Origin of the sequence: Pseudomonas sp. CFBP 13710, assembly GCF_014842235.1 — a bacterium.
GTDB lineage: Bacteria > Pseudomonadota > Gammaproteobacteria > Pseudomonadales > Pseudomonadaceae > Aquipseudomonas > Aquipseudomonas baltica.
In genome coordinates, this window is sequence record NZ_JACYVJ010000006.1 from 156,022 (window position 1) to 172,699 (window position 16,678).

Below are 16,678 nucleotides of genomic sequence, written 5' to 3' on the forward strand. Positions count from 1 at the left end.
AAAACGTCGCGGCCAGTGGCTACTGGCACAGGCGGCGAGCTGGCGTTATGGATTGCCCGAGAGACCATAGCTCTGCTTGACGCGGTCCATGATGCCCGTGCGATTCGACGCATTGACTGTCTTCATCTGCCCCATGAGGTTTTCACCGGTCTTGCTCGCAAGCAGATCCTCATGAGTCTTGGCAATTTCTCCAAGCTCCTCCGCGCCATGCACCACACCGGTCACGGTCCACGCCGTCGACAACACCTTGAGTCCGAACTTCGCTACTGGATGCGGCACCACCGCAGCAGCGCCGTCCAGGCCTGCCTTGACCGTAGCGCCGAACGACAGCCCGGTGATCAGCTTGTCTTGCGTCAGCTCCTGCAGGTCGTGCAGTGACGCTTGCAGTTCCTCGGCCTTGGTTTCGGACAGGGTTGCCAGCTCGGCAGTGCCTTGCACGGCTTTCTGGGTGTTTTTGATAGTGGCCTTGATGCTGTGCGCAACGCCGTTCACCGCATCCGTGGCAATAGCCCCCGCCAGAGGTGCTTTGTTGATCTGCGAGAGGTCGCCGGTCTGGCTGAACTCGACCACGGTGCCAACGCTTTCAGCGCCCTTGAGCACTGCACCGACGCCCGGCACTTGCCCATGCGCGAGGTGATCTGCCGTCTGCGCACGGCCCTTGGCGCTGTTCAGAATCTGCTGCCCCGGGCTGAATTGGTCCTTCATGCGCTGAACCTTGCCCATGGCGTTGTCCGCCCGCTGGTCGCCCATCGAGGTGCTGGTTGGAGCAGCAGCTGGCTGCGCTGGCGCTTGCGACTGACGTTCGTGGTACTTGTACGCCTCGTAGCCGATACCCGCTGCGCCGACGCCGCCCTTGAACAAGGCACGCATCATCCGGCCATCGTCATCCACTGCAGACGACGGCGAGTTGCGCACCATGGCATACAGATTGAGCCCATCCACCGTCCCCGCCGGATCGGCGCTCAGCCAGCGTCCGGCCCAGGGCTGATAGTAGCGGTAGCCATAGTAGTAGAGCCCGGTGTCGTCGCGTTCCTTGCCCGAGTAACGGACGGTCTTGTAGCTCGCCTCGACCTGGTGGCGGCAGGCCCAGACCGAGGTGGCGCCGAACGGAAAGAATTCCTCGCGGCTGATGACTTGACCGTCGCCGTCGAGTTCCAGGCCATGACTGCCCAGCAGGTCGGTGTAGCTGTAGCGCAACTGATCGTTGGCCAGGCCCTCGGGACAGCCGTCTGGCCAGTGCAACAGGCGAATATGTTCGGCTACCTTGAGGCAATGCAGGGTCTGGCCGTCATGCTGGCGCAACTCCAGCCCCGGCAGGTAGCAAGTGCTTCCCTGCGCGTGGGTCTTGCGCAGTCGCTGGTGCTGCTGGCCGTAGAGGTAGTGCTCGGTGCCGGCTTCGGCGCGCGTCACGCTGGCCAGCTGCATGCGACTGTTCCAGGCAACAGATTGGGAGCCGTCCAGCCCGCGTTGTTGCCCGGCGGCATCGAACTGGCTGTCGACCAGTGCAGGGTCATCGCACACGCTGCTCAACACGGCCCGGTTGCTGCACGCCGAGGTCGTCAGCCTGACCGTGTAGCCGGAATCGGTGGCTGGCACGGTGTGCCGAATGCTCTGCAGGTTGCCGGCCTCGTCGTACGCGTAGCGACGCTGGTACAGCGCATGGGCGTGGGTATCGATGGGGAGTGCAGATGGCAGGCTGCTGCTCATCTGGCCGAGTGCAGCCATCTGCCGACCGCTGGCCAGGATCAACTGCGACAGCGAGTCGTAACGGTAGTCCTGCTGCGGATCGATTTTCTGATTGCGCCAGAAGCGTGTCTGCTCCGCTTGGTTGCGCACCTGGGTCACCCGGCCGGTGGGGTCATAGCGGTAGCGCAGGTCCTGCAAGGTCTGGCGGTCGCTGGCGCGCTGGGTACGCATGCCGACCAGGCGTTGGGTGTCGGCTGCATAGGTATGGGTGATGACGACACCGTTGGCATGCCGCTCGACTTCTTTCTGCCCCCCGGCTGTGTAGGTCACGTCCAGCACCACCGGCGTCTCCAAGCCGCCATTGCGAGTGACCCAACTGGCCCGGTACTGCCCGCAACGGTCATGGCCGTGGCGTTGCCGATGGCCCCTGGCATCCTCGCTGGCGATGATTGCGCCGCAGGCATCGAAGCTCACCGTACTGGTCAGGCTTTGCGGTTCCAGGCACCGCGCCTCGCCTTGGGCATCGTCCTGCGCCCAGTCGCATTCGGTGTGGCCAGCTAGCAGTTGCAGGGTCTCGCCTGCGATTGCACCGAGCAGGCTGCGCGCTTGCACGACGTGTCTGCCGGCGCTGTCGAAACGTGTCTGGCAATGGCCGGCCAGGTTGAACGCCTTGGCCTCTGCGTCAACGCCCGCCCATTGCCAGCGCTCGGCGGTGCGAAAGGCACGTTGGGCAGAGCGTTCCCGGATCGACAGCAGCCGGCCGGGCAGCGCCGCAGGTTCGTAGCAGCGCGTCTGCTCGACACCGTTCGCCAGCCATGTCATCGCCTCGCGGCCACAGGCGTCGTACAGCGTTCGCGTGTTGCCGGCATCGACACTGCGGGTGTACAGGCATCGACCGCTCAAGCTGCGCACCTGTACCAGGTTGGCGGCCACTTCGGGACGCTCGGCCTGGGCGGCGTGAAGGCGCGGATCGATACTGCTGATCAATTGCCCGCTGGCGTCATGGCCGTAGCGGGTGATGCGGGCCTGCGCAGGACCCGATTGGTCGCGGTGGTAGGCAATCTCGCGCAGCACCCGCGCCCGGCCGTCGAAGCAGCGCAGGGCAGGGGTTGCAGCATGGATGGTGTGAGCAGCAGCGTCAGTCATGGCAGTACCGATAAACAGGAATCAGGGATAGGTTTCCCGCTGTTGTAACCTGCCGTGTTTCGGCCCGCCTCGAGTGGGCGCTGTGATGACCCGTGCTACAGCCCTCGGCACCGATTGACAATTCTCCGATCCCTGACCATAGTTCCTGTCACGCAAACGTTTGCGGGTTTCCGCAAGCTGCGCTCGATAACAATCATAAGATCGGAGTAAACCCATGAAGCTGCCCTTCGCCGGACGCCTGCTCGCTGTCTCCCTGATGGCTGCCATCGGCGCCATCGCCCCGTTGCAATCCTCTTTCGCCGATACCCAGAAGCCCAAGGTCGCGCTGGTCATGAAGTCCCTGGCCAACGAATTCTTCCTGACCATGGAAGACGGCGCCAAAAGTTACCAGAAAGAGCACGCTGCCGATTTCGAACTGGTATCCAACGGCATCAAGGACGAGTCCGACACTGCCAACCAGATCCGTATCGTCGAGCAGATGATCGTCGCCAAGGTCGACGCGCTGGTCATTGCTCCGGCGGACTCCAAGGCACTGGTACCCATCATCAAGAAAGCCATGGATGCAGGCATCAAGGTCGTCAATATCGACAACCAGCTCGATGCCGGGGTGCTTAAGAGCAAAGGCATCCAGGTGCCGTTCGTGGGCCCCGACAACCGCAAGGGCGCCAAGCTGGTGGGTGACTACCTGGCTACGCGCCTGAGCGCCGGCGACCAGGTCGGCATCATCGAAGGCGTACCGACCACCACCAACGCGCAGATGCGCACCGCCGGTTTCAAGGACGCCATGCAAGCGCCGCAGATGAACATCGTCTCGGTGCAGTCGGGTAACTGGGAAATCGACAAGGGCAATGCCGTCGCTTCGGCCATGCTCAACGAGTACCCGGACCTCAAGGCGCTGCTGGCCGGCAACGACAGCATGGCGCTGGGCGCAGTGTCTGCAGTGCGCGCCGCCGGCAAGGCGGGCAAGGTCCAGGTGGTCGGCTACGACAACATCAATGCCATCAAGCCGATGCTGAAAGACGGCCGCATACTGGCCACGGCCGACCAGTTCGCCGCCCGCCAGGCAGTGTTCGGCATCCAGAACGCCTTGGCCCTGGTCAAGGGCGACAAGCTCGACGTCGACGCCAACGGTGTCATCCAGACCCCGGTCGAGCTCGTCACCAAGCCTTGATGCAGTGCACCTCGCGGCAGGTCTGGCCAGTGCCGGCCTGTCGCCTGCAGGTGTGCCTGGAGAAACCTATGACATCCAACGTTGTGCTGTCGGTAAGTGGCATCGGCAAGACCTATGCCCAGCCGGTGCTGTGGGACATCGACCTTGAGCTGCACCGCGGCGAAGTGCTGGCCTTGACCGGCGAGAACGGCGCGGGCAAAAGCACGCTGTCGAAGATAATCGGTGGCCTGGAAGCACCCACCACCGGCCAGATGCAGTTCCAGGGCCAGCCATGGCTGCCGGGCAGTCGCACCGCAGCCGAGCGCGGCGGGGTGCGCATGGTCATGCAGGAACTAAACCTGTTGCCTACCCTGACCGTCGCGGAAAACCTGTTCCTCCATGATCTGCCCAGCCGTGCTGGCTGGATCGACCGTCGCCGCCTGCGCGAACAGGCCCGCCAGGCCATGGCGCAGGTGGGCCTGGATGCCATCGACCCGGACACCCTGGTCAGCGACCTTGGCATCGGCCATCAGCAGATGGTCGAAATCGCCCGCAACCTGATCGGCGACTGTCAGGTGCTGGTGCTCGACGAACCTACCGCCATGCTCACCGCACGCGAGGTCGACATGCTGTTCGCGCAGATCCTGCGGCTGCGCGAACGCGGGGTGTCGATCATCTACATTTCCCACCGGCTGGAAGAACTGGCGCAGGTCGCGCAACGCATCGCCGTGCTGCGCGACGGACGCCTGGTGTGCGTCGAACCGATGGCGCGCTACGACAGCGAGCAACTGGTGAACCTCATGGTCGGGCGCGAACTGGGCGAGCGTATCGACCTGGGCGAGCGACGCATCGGCGCGCCGATGTTCAAGGTGCAGGGCATGACCCGTGGCGACAAGGTCAAGGACGTGTCCTTCGAGGTGCGCCAGGGTGAAATCTTCGGTATTTCCGGATTGATCGGGGCTGGGCGTACCGAGCTGCTGCGGCTGATCTTCGGCGCCGATGCCAGCGATGCCGGTACCGTTGCGATAGGCCAACCACCCAAACCGGTGAGCATTCGCAGCCCGGCCGACGCCGTTGCTCATGGTATCGCCCTGATCACCGAAGACCGCAAGGGCGAAGGCCTGCTGCTGTCGCAGTCGATCAGCGCCAATATCGCCCTGGGCAACATGCCGGCCATTTCCGCGGCCGGTATCGTCGACAACAAGGCCGAGCGAGGCCTGGCCCAGCGCCAGATCGAGGCCATGCGCATCCGCAGTTCCAGCCCGGCGCAGACGGTGGCCGAGCTTTCCGGCGGCAATCAGCAGAAGGTGGTGATCGGCCGCTGGCTGGAGCGTGACTGCAACGTGCTGCTGTTCGACGAGCCCACCCGTGGCATCGACGTGGGCGCCAAATTCGACATCTATGCCCTGCTGGGCGAGCTCACCCGTCAGGGCAAGGCACTGGTGGTGGTGTCCAGCGACCTGCGCGAGCTGATGCTGATCTGCGATCGCATCGCGGTGCTCTCGGCCGGCCGCCTGATCGACACCTTCGAGCGCGAACACTGGAGCCAGGATGAACTGCTGGCAGCCGCGTTCGCCGGTTATCAAAAACGCGATGCGCTGCTGGCCGAGCCTGCAGCAAGGACCCCTGCATGAAAACTTCGACACTGCCCAAAGACACTGCCGGCGCAAAAGCCGGCGGCACTTACCTGGGCCTCGGCACCTATCTGGGTCTGGCTGGCGCATTGCTGGCCATGATCGTCCTGTTCTCCCTGCTCAGCAGCCATTTCCTTTCGTACAGCACGTTCAGCACCATCGCCAACCAGATCCCCGACCTCATGGTGCTGGCCGTCGGCATGACCTTCGTGCTGATCATCGGCGGCATCGACCTGTCGGTGGGTTCGGTGCTGGCGCTGGCTGCCTCGGCGGTCAGTGTGGCGATCCTCGGCTGGGGCTGGAGCGTATTGCCCGCAGCCCTGCTCGGCATGGGTTGCGCAGCGCTCGCCGGCACCATCACCGGCTCGATCACCGTGGCCTGGCGGATTCCTTCGTTCATCGTCTCCCTGGGTGTGCTGGAAATGGCCCGCGGGGTTGCCTACCAGATGACCGATTCGCGCACCGCCTATATCGGCGATGCCTTCGCCTGGCTGTCCGACCCGGTAGCGTTCGGCATAGCGCCCTCGTTCCTGATCGCCCTCGGCGTCATCGCCATTGCCCACCTGACCCTGACTCGCACCGTGTTTGGCCGCTACCTGATCGGCATCGGTACCAACGAAGAAGCCGTGCGCCTGGCCGGCATCAACCCCAAGCCCTACAAGGTGCTGGTGTTCTCCCTCATGGGCCTGCTGGCGGGCGTGGCCGCGCTGTTCCAGATATCCCGGCTGGAGGCGGCCGACCCGAATGCCGGTGCTGGCCTGGAACTGCAGGTGATCGCCGCCGTGGTGATCGGCGGCACCAGCCTGATGGGCGGGCGCGGCTCGGTCATCAGCACCTTCTTTGGCGTGCTGATCATTTCCGTGCTGGCGGCCGGCCTGGCGCAGATCGGCGCGACCGAGCCGACCAAGCGCATCATCACCGGCGCGGTGATCGTCATCGCCGTGGTGCTCGACACCTACCGCAGCCAACGCGCACGCAAGCGGGGCTAGCATGGCGACCATCAAGGACGTGGCGGCGCGAGCCGGTATCTCCTACACCACTGTCTCGCACGTCGTGAACAACAGCCGGCCGGTCAGCGCGCACGTGCGGCGCAAGGTCGAGTCGGCGATCGCCGAGCTCAACTACGTTCCCAGTGCGGTGGCGCGCTCCTTGAAAGCGCGCAGCACAGCGACCATCGGCTTGTTGGTGCCCAACAGCGTCAACCCGTATTTCGCCGAGCTGGCGCGTGGTATCGAAGACTGCTGCGAGCGCAACGGCTACTGCGTGATCCTCTGCAACTGCGACGACGACCCGCAGAAGCAGCGCAACTACCTGCGCGTGCTGCTGGAGAAGCGCGTCGACGGTATCGTATTCGCCTCGGTGGGTGGCGATGCCGCGCTGACCGACATGCTCGCGGCGGTGCGCACGCCCATGGTCATCGTCGACCGCGGCCTGCAGCAGGTGGCAGCCGACCTGGTGTGCATCGATCACGAACAAGGTGGCTACCTGGCTACCCGGCATCTGCTCGAACTGGGCCATCGCGCCATCGCCTGCATCAGTGGCCCGCAACATACCCACGTGGCGCAGCTGCGCCTGGACGGCTATCGTCGTGCGCTCGCCGAGTACGCCGTGCAGCCCGCGCCCGAGCATGTCCTGCACAGCGATTTCACCAGTCCGGGTGGCTACCGTGCGGCAGTCGAGCTGCTCGCGGGGCCGGTGCCCACGGCGATCTTTGCGGCCAACGACATGATCGGCCTGGGCGTGCTGCGCGCGGCCGCCGAGCGCGGCGTCCGCGTGCCCGAACAGCTGTCGGTCATCGGTTTCGACGATATCCAGCTCAGTCGCTATGTGTACCCGGCCCTGACCACCGTCGGCCAGCGCATCGGCGAATTGGGTGAAGTGGCTGCCGAGCGGCTTCTGGCGCGCATCGCCGGAGCGGCCGGTGCGGCTGCGACGCAACACGTCATCGCGCCACAGATCGTGGTGCGCGAGTCCACGGCGCGATACGCCGGTCTTTCCCATGAATTGCGCTGAGAGTGGTAGATGATGCAAGCAAACGTATTGGTAATAGGCAGTCTGAACATGGACCTGGTGGCACAGGCCGAGCGTTTGCCGCAGGCGGGAGAAACCCTGCTGGGCCAGTCCTTCGCGACCGTGCCGGGCGGCAAGGGCGCCAACCAGGCGGTCGCTGCCGCGCGGCTGGGCGGGCAAGTGGCGATGATCGGCTGCGTCGGCGCCGACGCCTATGGCCAGGCGCTGCGCCAGGCGTTGGCCGATGAAGGCATCGACTGCCAGGGCGTACGGGTGGCTGAAGCGGTAGCGACCGGGATCGCGATGATCGTGGTCGATGCCAACAGCCAGAATGCGATCGTCATCGTGGCGGGCGGCAATGGCCAGCTCGAATGCGCCGACATCGAGCGTTTCGACCGCCTGCTGCTGGCCGCCGATGTGGTGGTGTGCCAGTTGGAAACTCCTCATGCGGTAGTGGCTTTCGCCTTACAGCGCGCTCACCAGGCTGGCAAGACGGTCATTCTCAATCCGGCGCCGGTCAGCGGGCCGTTACCGCAGCAATGGCTGGGCTGGGTCGATTATTTGATCCCCAACGAAACCGAAACTCAGGCGCTCACCGGCCTGAGCGTCAGCTCGGTGGCCGAGGCCGAGCAGGCGGCCAGTCTTCTGCGCCAGGCCGGCGCCGGCAAGGTGCTCATCACCCTGGGTGAGCAGGGCCTGCTGTTTGCCGACGGCGCGCAGCCCCGGCATTATCCTGGACGCAAGGTGCAGGCGGTGGATACCACGGCGGCTGGCGATACGTTCGTCGGTGGCTTTGCCGCGGCGCTGGCCAGAGGCCTGGACGAGTCACAGGCCATTGCGTTCGGCCAGGCCGCCGCTGCACTGTCGGTCACCCGCGCCGGCGCCCAGCCTTCCATCCCGACCCTGGCGCAAGTGGAGCAGGTTGCATCGTGAAAAAGACCGCATTGTTGAACATATCGCTTTCGCAACTGGTTGCGTCCCTTGGCCATGGCGATATCGTCGTGATCGGCGATGCCGGTTTGCCGGTACCCCCGGGCGTGCCCTTGATCGATCTGGCCTTGACGCCAGGCATTCCCAGCTTCATCAGCACGCTGGACGTGCTGCTCAGCGAAATGCAGGTGGAAAGCCACGTGATCGCCGAGGAGATGCTGCAGGTGCTGCCGCCGGCGTCGGCGCGAATCCAGCAGTTGCACGAGCAGGGCGCCCTCGGTGTGCGCCAGTCGGTCAGCCATGCGCGGTTCAAGGAGCTGTCGCGGAACGCTCGCGCCATCGTGCGCACTGGCGAATGCCAGCCCTACAGCAATATCGCCCTGTTGGCGGGCGTCACTTTCTAGACTTACCACTGAGCACAAGGAGTGCAACATGCAACGTTCCCTGCTGACCCTGCTTCGAGGATTTTCATTGATGGCCCTGCTGACCAGCGCTGCCGCCACGGCGGCCGACAAGATCGATCTGATCATCGACACCGACCCCGGCGCCGACGATGTCGTCGCCTTGCTGCTGGCCCTGGCTTCGCCCGAGGAGATCAACGTCCGCGCCCTCACGACCGTGGCCGGCAACGTGCGCCTCGACAAGACCTCGCGAAACGCACGCCTGGCCCGTGAGTGGGCGGGTCGCGAAGATGTGCCGGTCTATGCCGGTGCCCCCAAGCCGCTGGTCCGCGAGCCGATCTATGCCGCCAACGTGCATGGCGAGGAGGGCGTGCCTGGTATCGCCGTGCATGAGCCGAGCAAAGGGCTGGCCCAGGGCAACGCGGTGCAGTATTTGATCGACACCCTGAGCAATGCCGAACCCCACAGCATCACCCTGGCAATGTTGGGGCCACAGACCAACCTGGCGCTGGCACTGATCCAGGCGCCCGGCATCACCCAGGGCATCAAGGAAGTGATCGTCATGGGGGGCGCGCATTTCAATGGCGGCAATATCACCCCGGTGGCCGAGTTCAACCTGTTCGCAGACCCTCACGCCGCCCAGGTGGTACTGGCCAGCGGCGTCAAGCTCACCTACGTGCCACTGGATGTCACTCACAAGGTTCTGACCAGCCCGGCGCGCCTGCAGCAGTTGGCTGCCTTGCAGAACAAGGCCGGGCCGCGGGTGGTGGATATCCTGCAGGCGTACGTCAAGGCCGACATGGAGCACTACGGACTGCCCGGTGGCCCGGTTCACGATGCCAGCGTGATTGCCTATCTGCTGGCGCCGGAGCTGTTCAGCGGGCGCAAGGTCAACCTGACCATCGACAGCCGGGAAGGCCCGAGCTTCGGCCAGACCGTGGCCGACTGGTACGGTACGCTCGAGCAGCCGGCCAACGTGTTCTGGGTGAACGAGGGGAATGCACAGGGCTTTTTCGATCTGCTGACCCAACGCCTGCAGCGTCTGCCCTGACCGGCCGAAGCGCCGGTGCGTCACGGGCTATGGCGTGGGCACGTTCTTCAAGGGATGCGCCACGGTATTGCCCGTCGCTGCCACGTGTTCGTGGGCGTAACGCTCGAACACCTGCATGACGAAGCTGCGCGCGGCATCGGTGCCCAGTGCCTTGACCAGCACGTCGACGCCGATGATCGCCAGCTCCTCGGGCGTACCGGGGCTGAAGGAGCTCTGGCCCTGAGGCCACTGGACCTTGATGTCCGCCTTGATTGATACGTTTGCCATGTTGCTCTCGCCAACGGTCACGAGCGAACGACGTTCGCTCCACGTGGCCAAGTAAAGCATTTTCGCCAACGCTTTACACCGGCCCTTGGGCAGATGGCAGGGCGCGTGTCAAACTTCGGTCAAATCTTCGGCATGGAGGCTCATGTGCACATCGACCTCAAGCAAAGCGACTCACTCACCCTGGATGCGGTCCGTGCGCTGATCGCCTCGGGCAATCCGGCCATCCACACCCAGCTGCGCGTGACCCGCGACGGCATCGCCTTCCTCTCCACCGAGGCGGTCGGCGGCACGGATATCCAGGGCCTGTGCTTCCGTCTGGAAACCTGGGCCGCCGGATCCGGTTACGTTGGCGCTGCTGCGGCATCCGACGCCACCTGGGTGAAGCAGATCCACACGGCCCTGCAGACACACTGGCCCATGCCCCTATCCGACTACATTGACTTGTACTGATCCGCAGACACACATCCAGTGACGATTTCTCTGACACCGCGTAACGATGCGCTCGGGCAGACTAGGCCAATGTGCAACCAAATCGGCCAGAGGCGGTCGCACAACCTTACCTACCAGAAAAACCCACTCAAAAGAGGAGGCTGCATGCCTTTCCCGCGCAAGACCTTGTTGATCCTGATGGCAGCCCTGGCTGTAACTGGCTGTTCTACATCCGGAACCTCGACCGGACAGTCTGCCGCTGCCGCCCCTGCATTCGATGGGCGCTGCAACGCCGACGGCGCACGCTACACCGTTGGCAAGCCGGTTTCCGCAGACCTGCTCGAGCAGGCGAGGGTCAAGGCAGGCGCACAGGTCGCCCGCGTCCTGCGCCCGCACGACATGGTGACCCTGGAATACCGTTCCGACCGTCTCAACCTCAACGCCGATGACAGCGGCCAGATCACCCGTGTCAACTGTGGCTGAGTAATCGTCGCACTCGACACGAATCGCAGGCGAAAAAAAACCCGTCACATGGACGGGTTTTTTTCAGTTGCCGAGATTACTCTGGGCGAACTTGAGCAGCTTGCATGCCCTTTTGGCCTTTCTCAGCCACGAACGAAACGGTCTGGCCTTCTTTCAGGCTTTTGAAACCGTCGGATTCGATAGCTTTGAAGTGTACGAACAGGTCGTCACCGCCACCTGAAGGAGTGATGAAGCCGAAGCCTTTCTCATCGTTGAACCATTTTACGGTGCCGGTCTGGCGATTAGACATGGTGAATCTCCAAGAAACATAATATTCAGTAGTGCTGTGCTGCTCAGGCCAACTGGGCACACGGGGCCTATCATAGTCCAAAAGCTGGACTGTGAACCCCCTTTGATTGGCGCAAGAACCAAAGTTGTCGCAAATTGGCCTGTCCAAAACTGCTAAGCCCCTTATTTCATTGAGGTTTGCAGCTGAAAAATGTTTTAAAAAAAAACCGCATCAAGTCGCACTTGATTCGATTGACCGCAGCCGTCGACCCCCAGTAGCGCCGTTGGCGTCTCTCGGGGCCGTCCTGCGGTGCTGCTGAAAGCGCTACTGGTTATTGCAAACCAGCACTTCCTTCATCAGCTTCTGGCGCAGCGCCATTGGCGGTTCGACCTGCTTGTTGGTGAGCTGGTCGATCTCGGCCTTGCTGAATTTCTCCTCGATCACTTTCGCGCCACAGCTGCAGTGTGCCTGCGCCTTGGCGGCGTCCACGCCTTGCTGCACGGCTGCGGCCTGGCACTGCGCGGTATATTCGGCCTTGGCATCGGCGGACAGCGCGGCAGCCTGGGCCGCGAATGGAAGCACCAGGGCCAGGCAGGCACTCAGGGGAAGAAGTCGTTTGAGACCCATAATGAATAGCTCCTTGTTCTCAGGCGGTTTTGACTCATGTCATCTGAGGGGTGAAGAGGGCAGCAAGTTCAGCCACGGGCCCAGTTGCCGTATCGTGCATATGACGCAGCAAGTCGACGCATCTTCTGTGCTAGGATGTTCGGCCCTGCGTTCGGCGCTGCCTTGAGTCGGCGCCGAGGCGCGGGATTCACCTTTTTCGATTGCTCCAGTCACTCTGGTTCGTGTTCCGGTCGGCCGCAAGGCTCCTGCCAACGTAAGGCGGGCATACCGGGCGAATCGCGTACTGGCTCATCCCAACCCATGTGACCTTTGGTAGGGGTCACCACTAGGAGAGGAGGCGCCATGCCCACCATTACTCTTCCCGACGGCAGTCAGCGTTCGTTCGATCACCCGGTTTCCGTCGCCGAGGTCGCCGCGTCCATCGGCGCCGGTCTGGCCAAGGCCACCGTTGCCGGCAAGGTCAACGGCCAGCTGGTCGATGCCTGTGACCTGATCACCGCCGACGCCACCTTGCAGATCATCACGCCAAAGGACGAAGAGGGGCTGGAGATCATCCGTCACTCCTGCGCCCACCTGGTCGGCCATGCGGTCAAGCAGCTGTACCCCACTGCGCGCATGGTGATCGGTCCGGTCATCGAAGAAGGCTTCTACTACGACATCGCCTACGAGCGGCCTTTCACGCCAGACGACATGGCGGCGATCGAGCAGCGCATGCAGCAGCTGATCGACACCGAATACGACGTGGTCAAGAAGGTCACGCCGCGTGCCGAAGTCATCGACGTGTTCACCGCTCGCGGTGAAGACTACAAGCTGCGTCTGGTCGAAGACATGCCGGATGAACAGGCCATGGGCCTGTACTATCACGAAGAATACGTCGACATGTGCCGTGGTCCGCACGTGCCGAACACGCGTTTCCTGAAATCCTTCAAGCTCACCAAGCTGTCGGGCGCCTACTGGCGCGGCGATGCCAAGAACGAGCAGCTGCAGCGCGTCTATGGCACCGCGTGGGCCGACAAGAAGCAGCTGGCGGCCTACGTCAAGCGCATCGAGGAAGCCGAGAAGCGCGATCACCGCAAGATCGGCAAGCGCCTGGGCCTGTTCCATCTCCAGGAAGAAGCTCCGGGCATGGTCTTCTGGCACCCCAACGGCTGGACCGTGTACCAGGTGCTCGAGCAGTACATGCGCAAGATCCAGCAGCAGAACGGCTACCTGGAAATCAAGACGCCCCAGGTAGTCGACCGCAGCCTCTGGGAGAAATCAGGGCACTGGGCCAACTACGCCGAGAACATGTTCACCACCGAGTCGGAAAACCGCGACTACGCCATCAAGCCGATGAACTGCCCGTGCCATGTGCAGGTGTTCAATCAGGGCTTGAAAAGCTACCGCGAGTTGCCGCTGCGCCTGGCCGAGTTCGGTGCCTGCCATCGCAACGAGCCTTCGGGCGCGCTGCACGGCATCATGCGCGTGCGTGGCTTCGTGCAGGACGATGCGCACATCTTCTGCACCGAAGAGCAGATGCAGTCCGAGTCGGCGGCCTTCATCAAGCTGACCATGGACGTCTACGCCGACTTCGGCTTCAAGGACATCCAGCTCAAGCTGTCGACGCGTCCTGAAAAGCGTGTCGGTTCCGACGAGCTGTGGGATCGCGCCGAGTCAGCCCTGGCTGCCGCACTCGACGCGGCCGGGCTTCCCTACGATCTGCAGCCGGGCGAGGGCGCCTTCTACGGCCCCAAGATCGAATTCTCGTTGAAGGATTGTCTGGGTCGCGTCTGGCAATGCGGTACACTGCAGCTCGATTTCAACCTGCCGATCCGCCTGGGCGCCGAATACGTCACCGAAGACAACGGTCGCAAGCATCCCGTGATGCTGCACCGGGCGATCCTGGGTTCGTTCGAGCGATTCGTCGGGATCCTGATCGAGCACTACGAGGGCGCATTCCCGGCCTGGCTGGCGCCGACACAGGCAGTGGTGATGAATATCACTGATAAACAAGCCGATTTTGTACAGCTTGTCGAAAAAAATCTGACGGAAAGCGGGTTTCGTGCCAAGTCCGACTTGAGAAATGAAAAGATCGGCTTTAAAATCCGTGAGCATACTTTGCTCAAGGTTCCTTATCTCCTGGTCATCGGGGACAAGGAAGTTGAAACGCAAACTGTCGCTGTGCGTACCCGTGAAGGCGCTGACCTGGGCTCCATGCCCATCGCGCAATTCACCGAGTACCTTGCACAAGCGGTTTCCCGGCGTGGTCGCCCAGATTCGGAGTAATTATTATTAAGCGTGAAATGAGACAAGATAAACGAGCTGCACCGAAAGCCCCGATCAACGAGAATATCTCGGCACGCGAGGTTCGGTTAATTGGCGCTGACGGCGAGCAGATTGGCATCGTCTCTATCGATGAAGCGCTTCGTATCGCTGAAGAATCGAAGCTGGATCTGGTGGAAATCTCCGCTGACGCCATCCCGCCCGTATGCCGGGTGATGGACTACGGCAAATCGATCTTCGAGAAGAAGAAGCAGGTTGCCGCAGCGAAGAAGAACCAGAAACAGATTCAGGTTAAAGAAATCAAGTTTCGTCCAGGGACGGAAGAAGGGGATTACCAGGTAAAACTCCGCAACCTGGTACGTTTCCTGAGTGATGGGGACAGGGCCAAGGTATCCTTGCGATTCCGCGGCCGTGAGATGGCGCATCAGGAGCTGGGTATGGAGCTGTTGAAGCGGGTCGAAGGTGACCTGCTCGAATACGGTTCCGTCGAACAGCATCCGAAGATGGAAGGACGCCAGCTGATCATGGTCATCGCCCCCAAGAAAAAGAAGTAACCACCAGGGCACGGCAGGCCTTGCGGTTATGTTTATCAATTGAATGTGGAGTACCCGAACATGCCAAAGATGAAAACCAAAAGTGGTGCAGCTAAGCGGTTCTTGAAAACCGCTAACGGCATCAAGCACAAGCACGCTTTCAAGAGCCACATCCTGACCAAAATGTCGACCAAGCGTAAGCGTCAACTGCGCGGTAGCAGCTTGCTGCATCCGTCTGACGTGGCAAAAGTCGAGCGCATGCTGCGCCTTCGTTAATTTCGGTCAAAGATAGAGGACTAACTCATGGCTCGTGTTAAGCGTGGCGTCATTGCCCGTAAGCGTCACAAGAAAATTCTGAAACTGGCTAAAGGCTACTACGGCGCTCGTTCGCGCGTATTCCGTGTTGCCAAGCAAGCGGTAATCAAGGCAGGCCAATACGCCTACCGTGACCGTCGTCAGAAAAAACGTCAGTTCCGCGCCCTGTGGATCGCTCGTATCAACGCCGGTGCTCGTGTAAACGGTCTGTCCTACAGCCGTTTCATTGCTGGCCTGAAGAAAGCGTCCATCGAGATCGACCGTAAGGTTCTGGCTGATCTGGCAGTGAACGAAAAAGCGGCGTTTGCTGCGATTGTCGAGAAAGCTAAAGCCTCGCTGGCCTAAGTACCCCGACAATCACTCCAGCCTGCCGTCGGCGGGCTTGGGTGTTAAACGTCATGAATAGGGGAAGAGCCTTCAAGCTCTTCCCCTATTTCGTATCTGGAGTCTGTACATGGAAAACCTGGATGCGCTGGTCTCTCAAGCTTTGGAGGCCGTGCAACACGCTGAAGACATCAATGCCCTGGAGCAGATCCGGGTTCAATTCCTTGGCAAGAAAGGCGAACTGACCCAGGTGATGAAGACCTTGGGCAACATGCCTGCCGATGAGCGGCCCAAGGTGGGCGCGCTGATCAACGAAGCCAAGGAACGTGTCACAGATGTCCTCAATGCGCGCAAGACGGCATTCGAAGAAGCCGAACTGAGCGCCAAGCTCGCCGCCGAGCAGATCGACGTCACCTTGCCTGGCCGTGGCCAGACCACTGGCGGCCTGCATCCGGTTACCCGGACGCTGGAGCGTATCGAGCAGTTTTTCACCCACATAGGCTACGGCATCGCCGAAGGCCCCGAGGTGGAAGACGACTACCACAACTTCGAAGCGCTCAACATCCCAGGCCATCACCCGGCCCGTGCGATGCATGACACCTTCTATTTCAATGCCAACATGTTGCTGCGTACCCACACCTCACCGGTGCAGGCGCGGACCATGGAGTCGCAACAGCCGCCGATCCGGGTCGTCTGCCCGGGACGGGTCTATCGCTGCGACTCGGATATCACCCACTCGCCGATGTTTCATCAGGTCGAGGGGTTGCTGATCGACCGGAACATCAACTTCGCGGACCTGAAAGGCACCATCGAGGAATTCCTGCGGGTGTTCTTCGAAAAAGAGCTGGCAGTACGCTTCCGGCCCTCGTTCTTCCCCTTCACCGAGCCTTCGGCTGAAGTCGATATCCAATGCGTGATGTGCAGCGGCAAGGGCTGCCGGGTCTGCAAGCAGACCGGCTGGCTGGAAGTGCTGGGCTGCGGCATGGTGCACCCGAACGTGCTGCGCATGTCGGGTATCGACCCCGAAGAGTTCCAGGGTTTTGCTTTCGGCATGGGCGCAGAACGTCTGGCCATGCTGCGTTACGGCGTCAACGACTTGCGCCTGTTCTTCGACAACGACTTGCGGTTCCTCGCGCAATTTCGCTAGCCGTAACGAATCTTT

At 62.2% G+C, this 16,678-nt stretch carries 18 protein-coding genes; 14 read left to right on the forward strand and 4 right to left on the reverse strand.

The genetic code is table 11. The annotated features are described in order from the left end of the window. Window positions 1–45: 45 nt before the first annotated feature. Complete coding sequence (locus tag IFT44_RS15175) at window positions 46–2,832, reverse strand: RHS repeat domain-containing protein (RefSeq protein ID WP_192176163.1); 2,787 nt, start codon at window positions 2,830–2,832, stop codon at window positions 46–48. Between the two features lie 214 nt (window positions 2,833–3,046). Here IFT44_RS15175 and IFT44_RS15180 point away from each other — a divergent pair, with 214 nt between their 5' ends. From IFT44_RS15180 to IFT44_RS15210, 7 genes are all read left to right on the forward strand, one after another. Then, window positions 3,047–4,003 carry a sugar ABC transporter substrate-binding protein gene (locus tag IFT44_RS15180; protein ID WP_192176164.1) on the forward strand — a complete coding sequence of 319 codons (957 nt, stop codon included), beginning with the start codon at window positions 3,047–3,049 and terminating at the stop codon, window positions 4,001–4,003. Window positions 4,004–4,071: 68 nt separating this feature from the next. Continuing rightward, complete coding sequence (locus tag IFT44_RS15185) at window positions 4,072–5,616, forward strand: sugar ABC transporter ATP-binding protein (RefSeq protein ID WP_192054195.1); 1,545 nt, start codon at window positions 4,072–4,074, stop codon at window positions 5,614–5,616. Next, on the forward strand, window positions 5,613–6,605 hold the full coding sequence (locus IFT44_RS15190; RefSeq protein ID WP_122478738.1) for an ABC transporter permease: 993 nt from the start codon (window positions 5,613–5,615) through the stop codon (window positions 6,603–6,605). Before IFT44_RS15185 ends, IFT44_RS15190 begins: the two co-directional genes overlap by 4 nt. 1 nt (window position 6,606) lies before the next feature. Next, a complete protein-coding gene (locus IFT44_RS15195) occupies window positions 6,607–7,629 on the forward strand; it encodes a LacI family DNA-binding transcriptional regulator (RefSeq protein ID WP_122478736.1) in 1,023 nt (340 codons plus the stop codon). A gap of 12 nt (window positions 7,630–7,641) precedes the next feature. After that, on the forward strand, window positions 7,642–8,559 hold the full coding sequence (gene rbsK / locus IFT44_RS15200; protein ID WP_192176183.1) for a ribokinase: 918 nt from the start codon (window positions 7,642–7,644) through the stop codon (window positions 8,557–8,559). Next, window positions 8,556–8,960 carry a D-ribose pyranase gene (gene rbsD, locus IFT44_RS15205; RefSeq protein WP_192054199.1) on the forward strand — a complete coding sequence of 135 codons (405 nt, stop codon included), beginning with the start codon at window positions 8,556–8,558 and terminating at the stop codon, window positions 8,958–8,960. The genes rbsK and rbsD overlap by 4 nt, the downstream gene beginning before the upstream one ends. 28 nt (window positions 8,961–8,988) lie before the next feature. Then, on the forward strand, window positions 8,989–10,008 hold the full coding sequence (locus tag IFT44_RS15210) for a nucleoside hydrolase (RefSeq protein WP_122478732.1): 1,020 nt from the start codon (window positions 8,989–8,991) through the stop codon (window positions 10,006–10,008). A 27-nt stretch (window positions 10,009–10,035) separates the two neighbouring features. Here IFT44_RS15210 and IFT44_RS15215 read toward each other — a convergent pair whose 3' ends face one another. Next, window positions 10,036–10,275: a hypothetical protein gene (locus IFT44_RS15215; RefSeq protein ID WP_122479686.1), complete on the reverse strand. Its 240-nt coding sequence runs from the start codon at window positions 10,273–10,275 to the stop codon at window positions 10,036–10,038. 144 nt (window positions 10,276–10,419) lie between these two features. Here IFT44_RS15215 and IFT44_RS15220 point away from each other — a divergent pair, with 144 nt between their 5' ends. After that, window positions 10,420–10,725, forward strand: coding sequence for a hypothetical protein (locus IFT44_RS15220; RefSeq protein ID WP_192054203.1), 306 nt, complete (start codon window positions 10,420–10,422; stop codon window positions 10,723–10,725). 144 nt (window positions 10,726–10,869) lie between these two features. Beyond that, complete coding sequence (locus tag IFT44_RS15225; RefSeq protein WP_122478728.1) at window positions 10,870–11,187, forward strand: I78 family peptidase inhibitor; 318 nt, start codon at window positions 10,870–10,872, stop codon at window positions 11,185–11,187. 76 nt (window positions 11,188–11,263) lie between these two features. On the opposite strand, the gene IFT44_RS15230 is transcribed toward IFT44_RS15225, so the two are convergent. Together IFT44_RS15230 and IFT44_RS15235 are read right to left on the reverse strand one after the other, a co-directional pair. Beyond that, the gene (locus IFT44_RS15230; RefSeq protein WP_122478726.1) at window positions 11,264–11,476 is read right to left on the reverse strand and encodes a cold-shock protein; all 213 of its coding nucleotides are present in this window, start codon (window positions 11,474–11,476) and stop codon (window positions 11,264–11,266) included. A 303-nt stretch (window positions 11,477–11,779) separates the two neighbouring features. Next, a complete protein-coding gene (locus IFT44_RS15235) occupies window positions 11,780–12,082 on the reverse strand; it encodes a hypothetical protein (protein ID WP_122478725.1) in 303 nt (100 codons plus the stop codon). 342 nt (window positions 12,083–12,424) lie between these two features. Between IFT44_RS15235 and thrS the strand changes: the two genes are divergently transcribed. The 5 genes from thrS to pheS all read left to right on the forward strand — a co-directional run bounded on the left by thrS (window position 12,425) and on the right by pheS (window position 16,663). Continuing rightward, window positions 12,425–14,347, forward strand: coding sequence for a threonine--tRNA ligase (thrS, locus tag IFT44_RS15240; protein ID WP_122478723.1), 1,923 nt, complete (start codon window positions 12,425–12,427; stop codon window positions 14,345–14,347). Next, on the forward strand, window positions 14,347–14,898 hold the full coding sequence (gene infC, locus IFT44_RS15245; RefSeq protein WP_172979313.1) for a translation initiation factor IF-3: 552 nt from the start codon (window positions 14,347–14,349) through the stop codon (window positions 14,896–14,898). The genes thrS and infC overlap by 1 nt, the downstream gene beginning before the upstream one ends. 60 nt (window positions 14,899–14,958) lie before the next feature. Further along, window positions 14,959–15,153, forward strand: coding sequence for a 50S ribosomal protein L35 (gene rpmI / locus IFT44_RS15250; protein ID WP_002553160.1), 195 nt, complete (start codon window positions 14,959–14,961; stop codon window positions 15,151–15,153). A gap of 27 nt (window positions 15,154–15,180) precedes the next feature. Continuing rightward, entirely contained in the window at window positions 15,181–15,537 is a 357-nt protein-coding gene (rplT, locus tag IFT44_RS15255) for a 50S ribosomal protein L20 (RefSeq protein ID WP_043188388.1), read from the forward strand. Between the two features lie 109 nt (window positions 15,538–15,646). Further along, window positions 15,647–16,663 (forward strand): phenylalanine--tRNA ligase subunit alpha, encoded by a 1,017-nt coding sequence (gene pheS / locus IFT44_RS15260; RefSeq protein ID WP_192176165.1) that lies wholly within the window; start codon window positions 15,647–15,649, stop codon window positions 16,661–16,663. Window positions 16,664–16,678 lie beyond the last annotated feature (15 nt).

Bases quoted from the DNA above. Each gene is read 5' to 3' on its own strand.
- IFT44_RS15185 (WP_192054195.1), top strand. From the start codon at position 4,072: ATGACATCCAACGTTGTGCTGTCGGTAAGTGGCATCGGCAAGACCTAT.
- thrS (WP_122478723.1), top strand. From the start codon at position 12,425: ATGCCCACCATTACTCTTCCCGACGGCAGTCAGCGTTCGTTCGATCAC.
- IFT44_RS15235 (WP_122478725.1), bottom strand. From the start codon at position 12,082: ATGGGTCTCAAACGACTTCTTCCCCTGAGTGCCTGCCTGGCCCTGGTG.
- rpmI (WP_002553160.1), top strand. From the start codon at position 14,959: ATGCCAAAGATGAAAACCAAAAGTGGTGCAGCTAAGCGGTTCTTGAAA.
- IFT44_RS15180 (WP_192176164.1), top strand. From the start codon at position 3,047: ATGAAGCTGCCCTTCGCCGGACGCCTGCTCGCTGTCTCCCTGATGGCT.
- IFT44_RS15190 (WP_122478738.1), top strand. From the start codon at position 5,613: ATGAAAACTTCGACACTGCCCAAAGACACTGCCGGCGCAAAAGCCGGC.
- IFT44_RS15195 (WP_122478736.1), top strand. From the start codon at position 6,607: ATGGCGACCATCAAGGACGTGGCGGCGCGAGCCGGTATCTCCTACACC.
- IFT44_RS15210 (WP_122478732.1), top strand. From the start codon at position 8,989: ATGCAACGTTCCCTGCTGACCCTGCTTCGAGGATTTTCATTGATGGCC.
- pheS (WP_192176165.1), top strand. From the start codon at position 15,647: ATGGAAAACCTGGATGCGCTGGTCTCTCAAGCTTTGGAGGCCGTGCAA.
- rplT (WP_043188388.1), top strand. From the start codon at position 15,181: ATGGCTCGTGTTAAGCGTGGCGTCATTGCCCGTAAGCGTCACAAGAAA.
- rbsK (WP_192176183.1), top strand. From the start codon at position 7,642: ATGCAAGCAAACGTATTGGTAATAGGCAGTCTGAACATGGACCTGGTG.
- IFT44_RS15215 (WP_122479686.1), bottom strand. From the start codon at position 10,275: ATGGCAAACGTATCAATCAAGGCGGACATCAAGGTCCAGTGGCCTCAG.
- IFT44_RS15225 (WP_122478728.1), top strand. From the start codon at position 10,870: ATGCCTTTCCCGCGCAAGACCTTGTTGATCCTGATGGCAGCCCTGGCT.
- IFT44_RS15175 (WP_192176163.1), bottom strand. From the start codon at position 2,832: ATGACTGACGCTGCTGCTCACACCATCCATGCTGCAACCCCTGCCCTG.
- IFT44_RS15230 (WP_122478726.1), bottom strand. From the start codon at position 11,476: ATGTCTAATCGCCAGACCGGCACCGTAAAATGGTTCAACGATGAGAAA.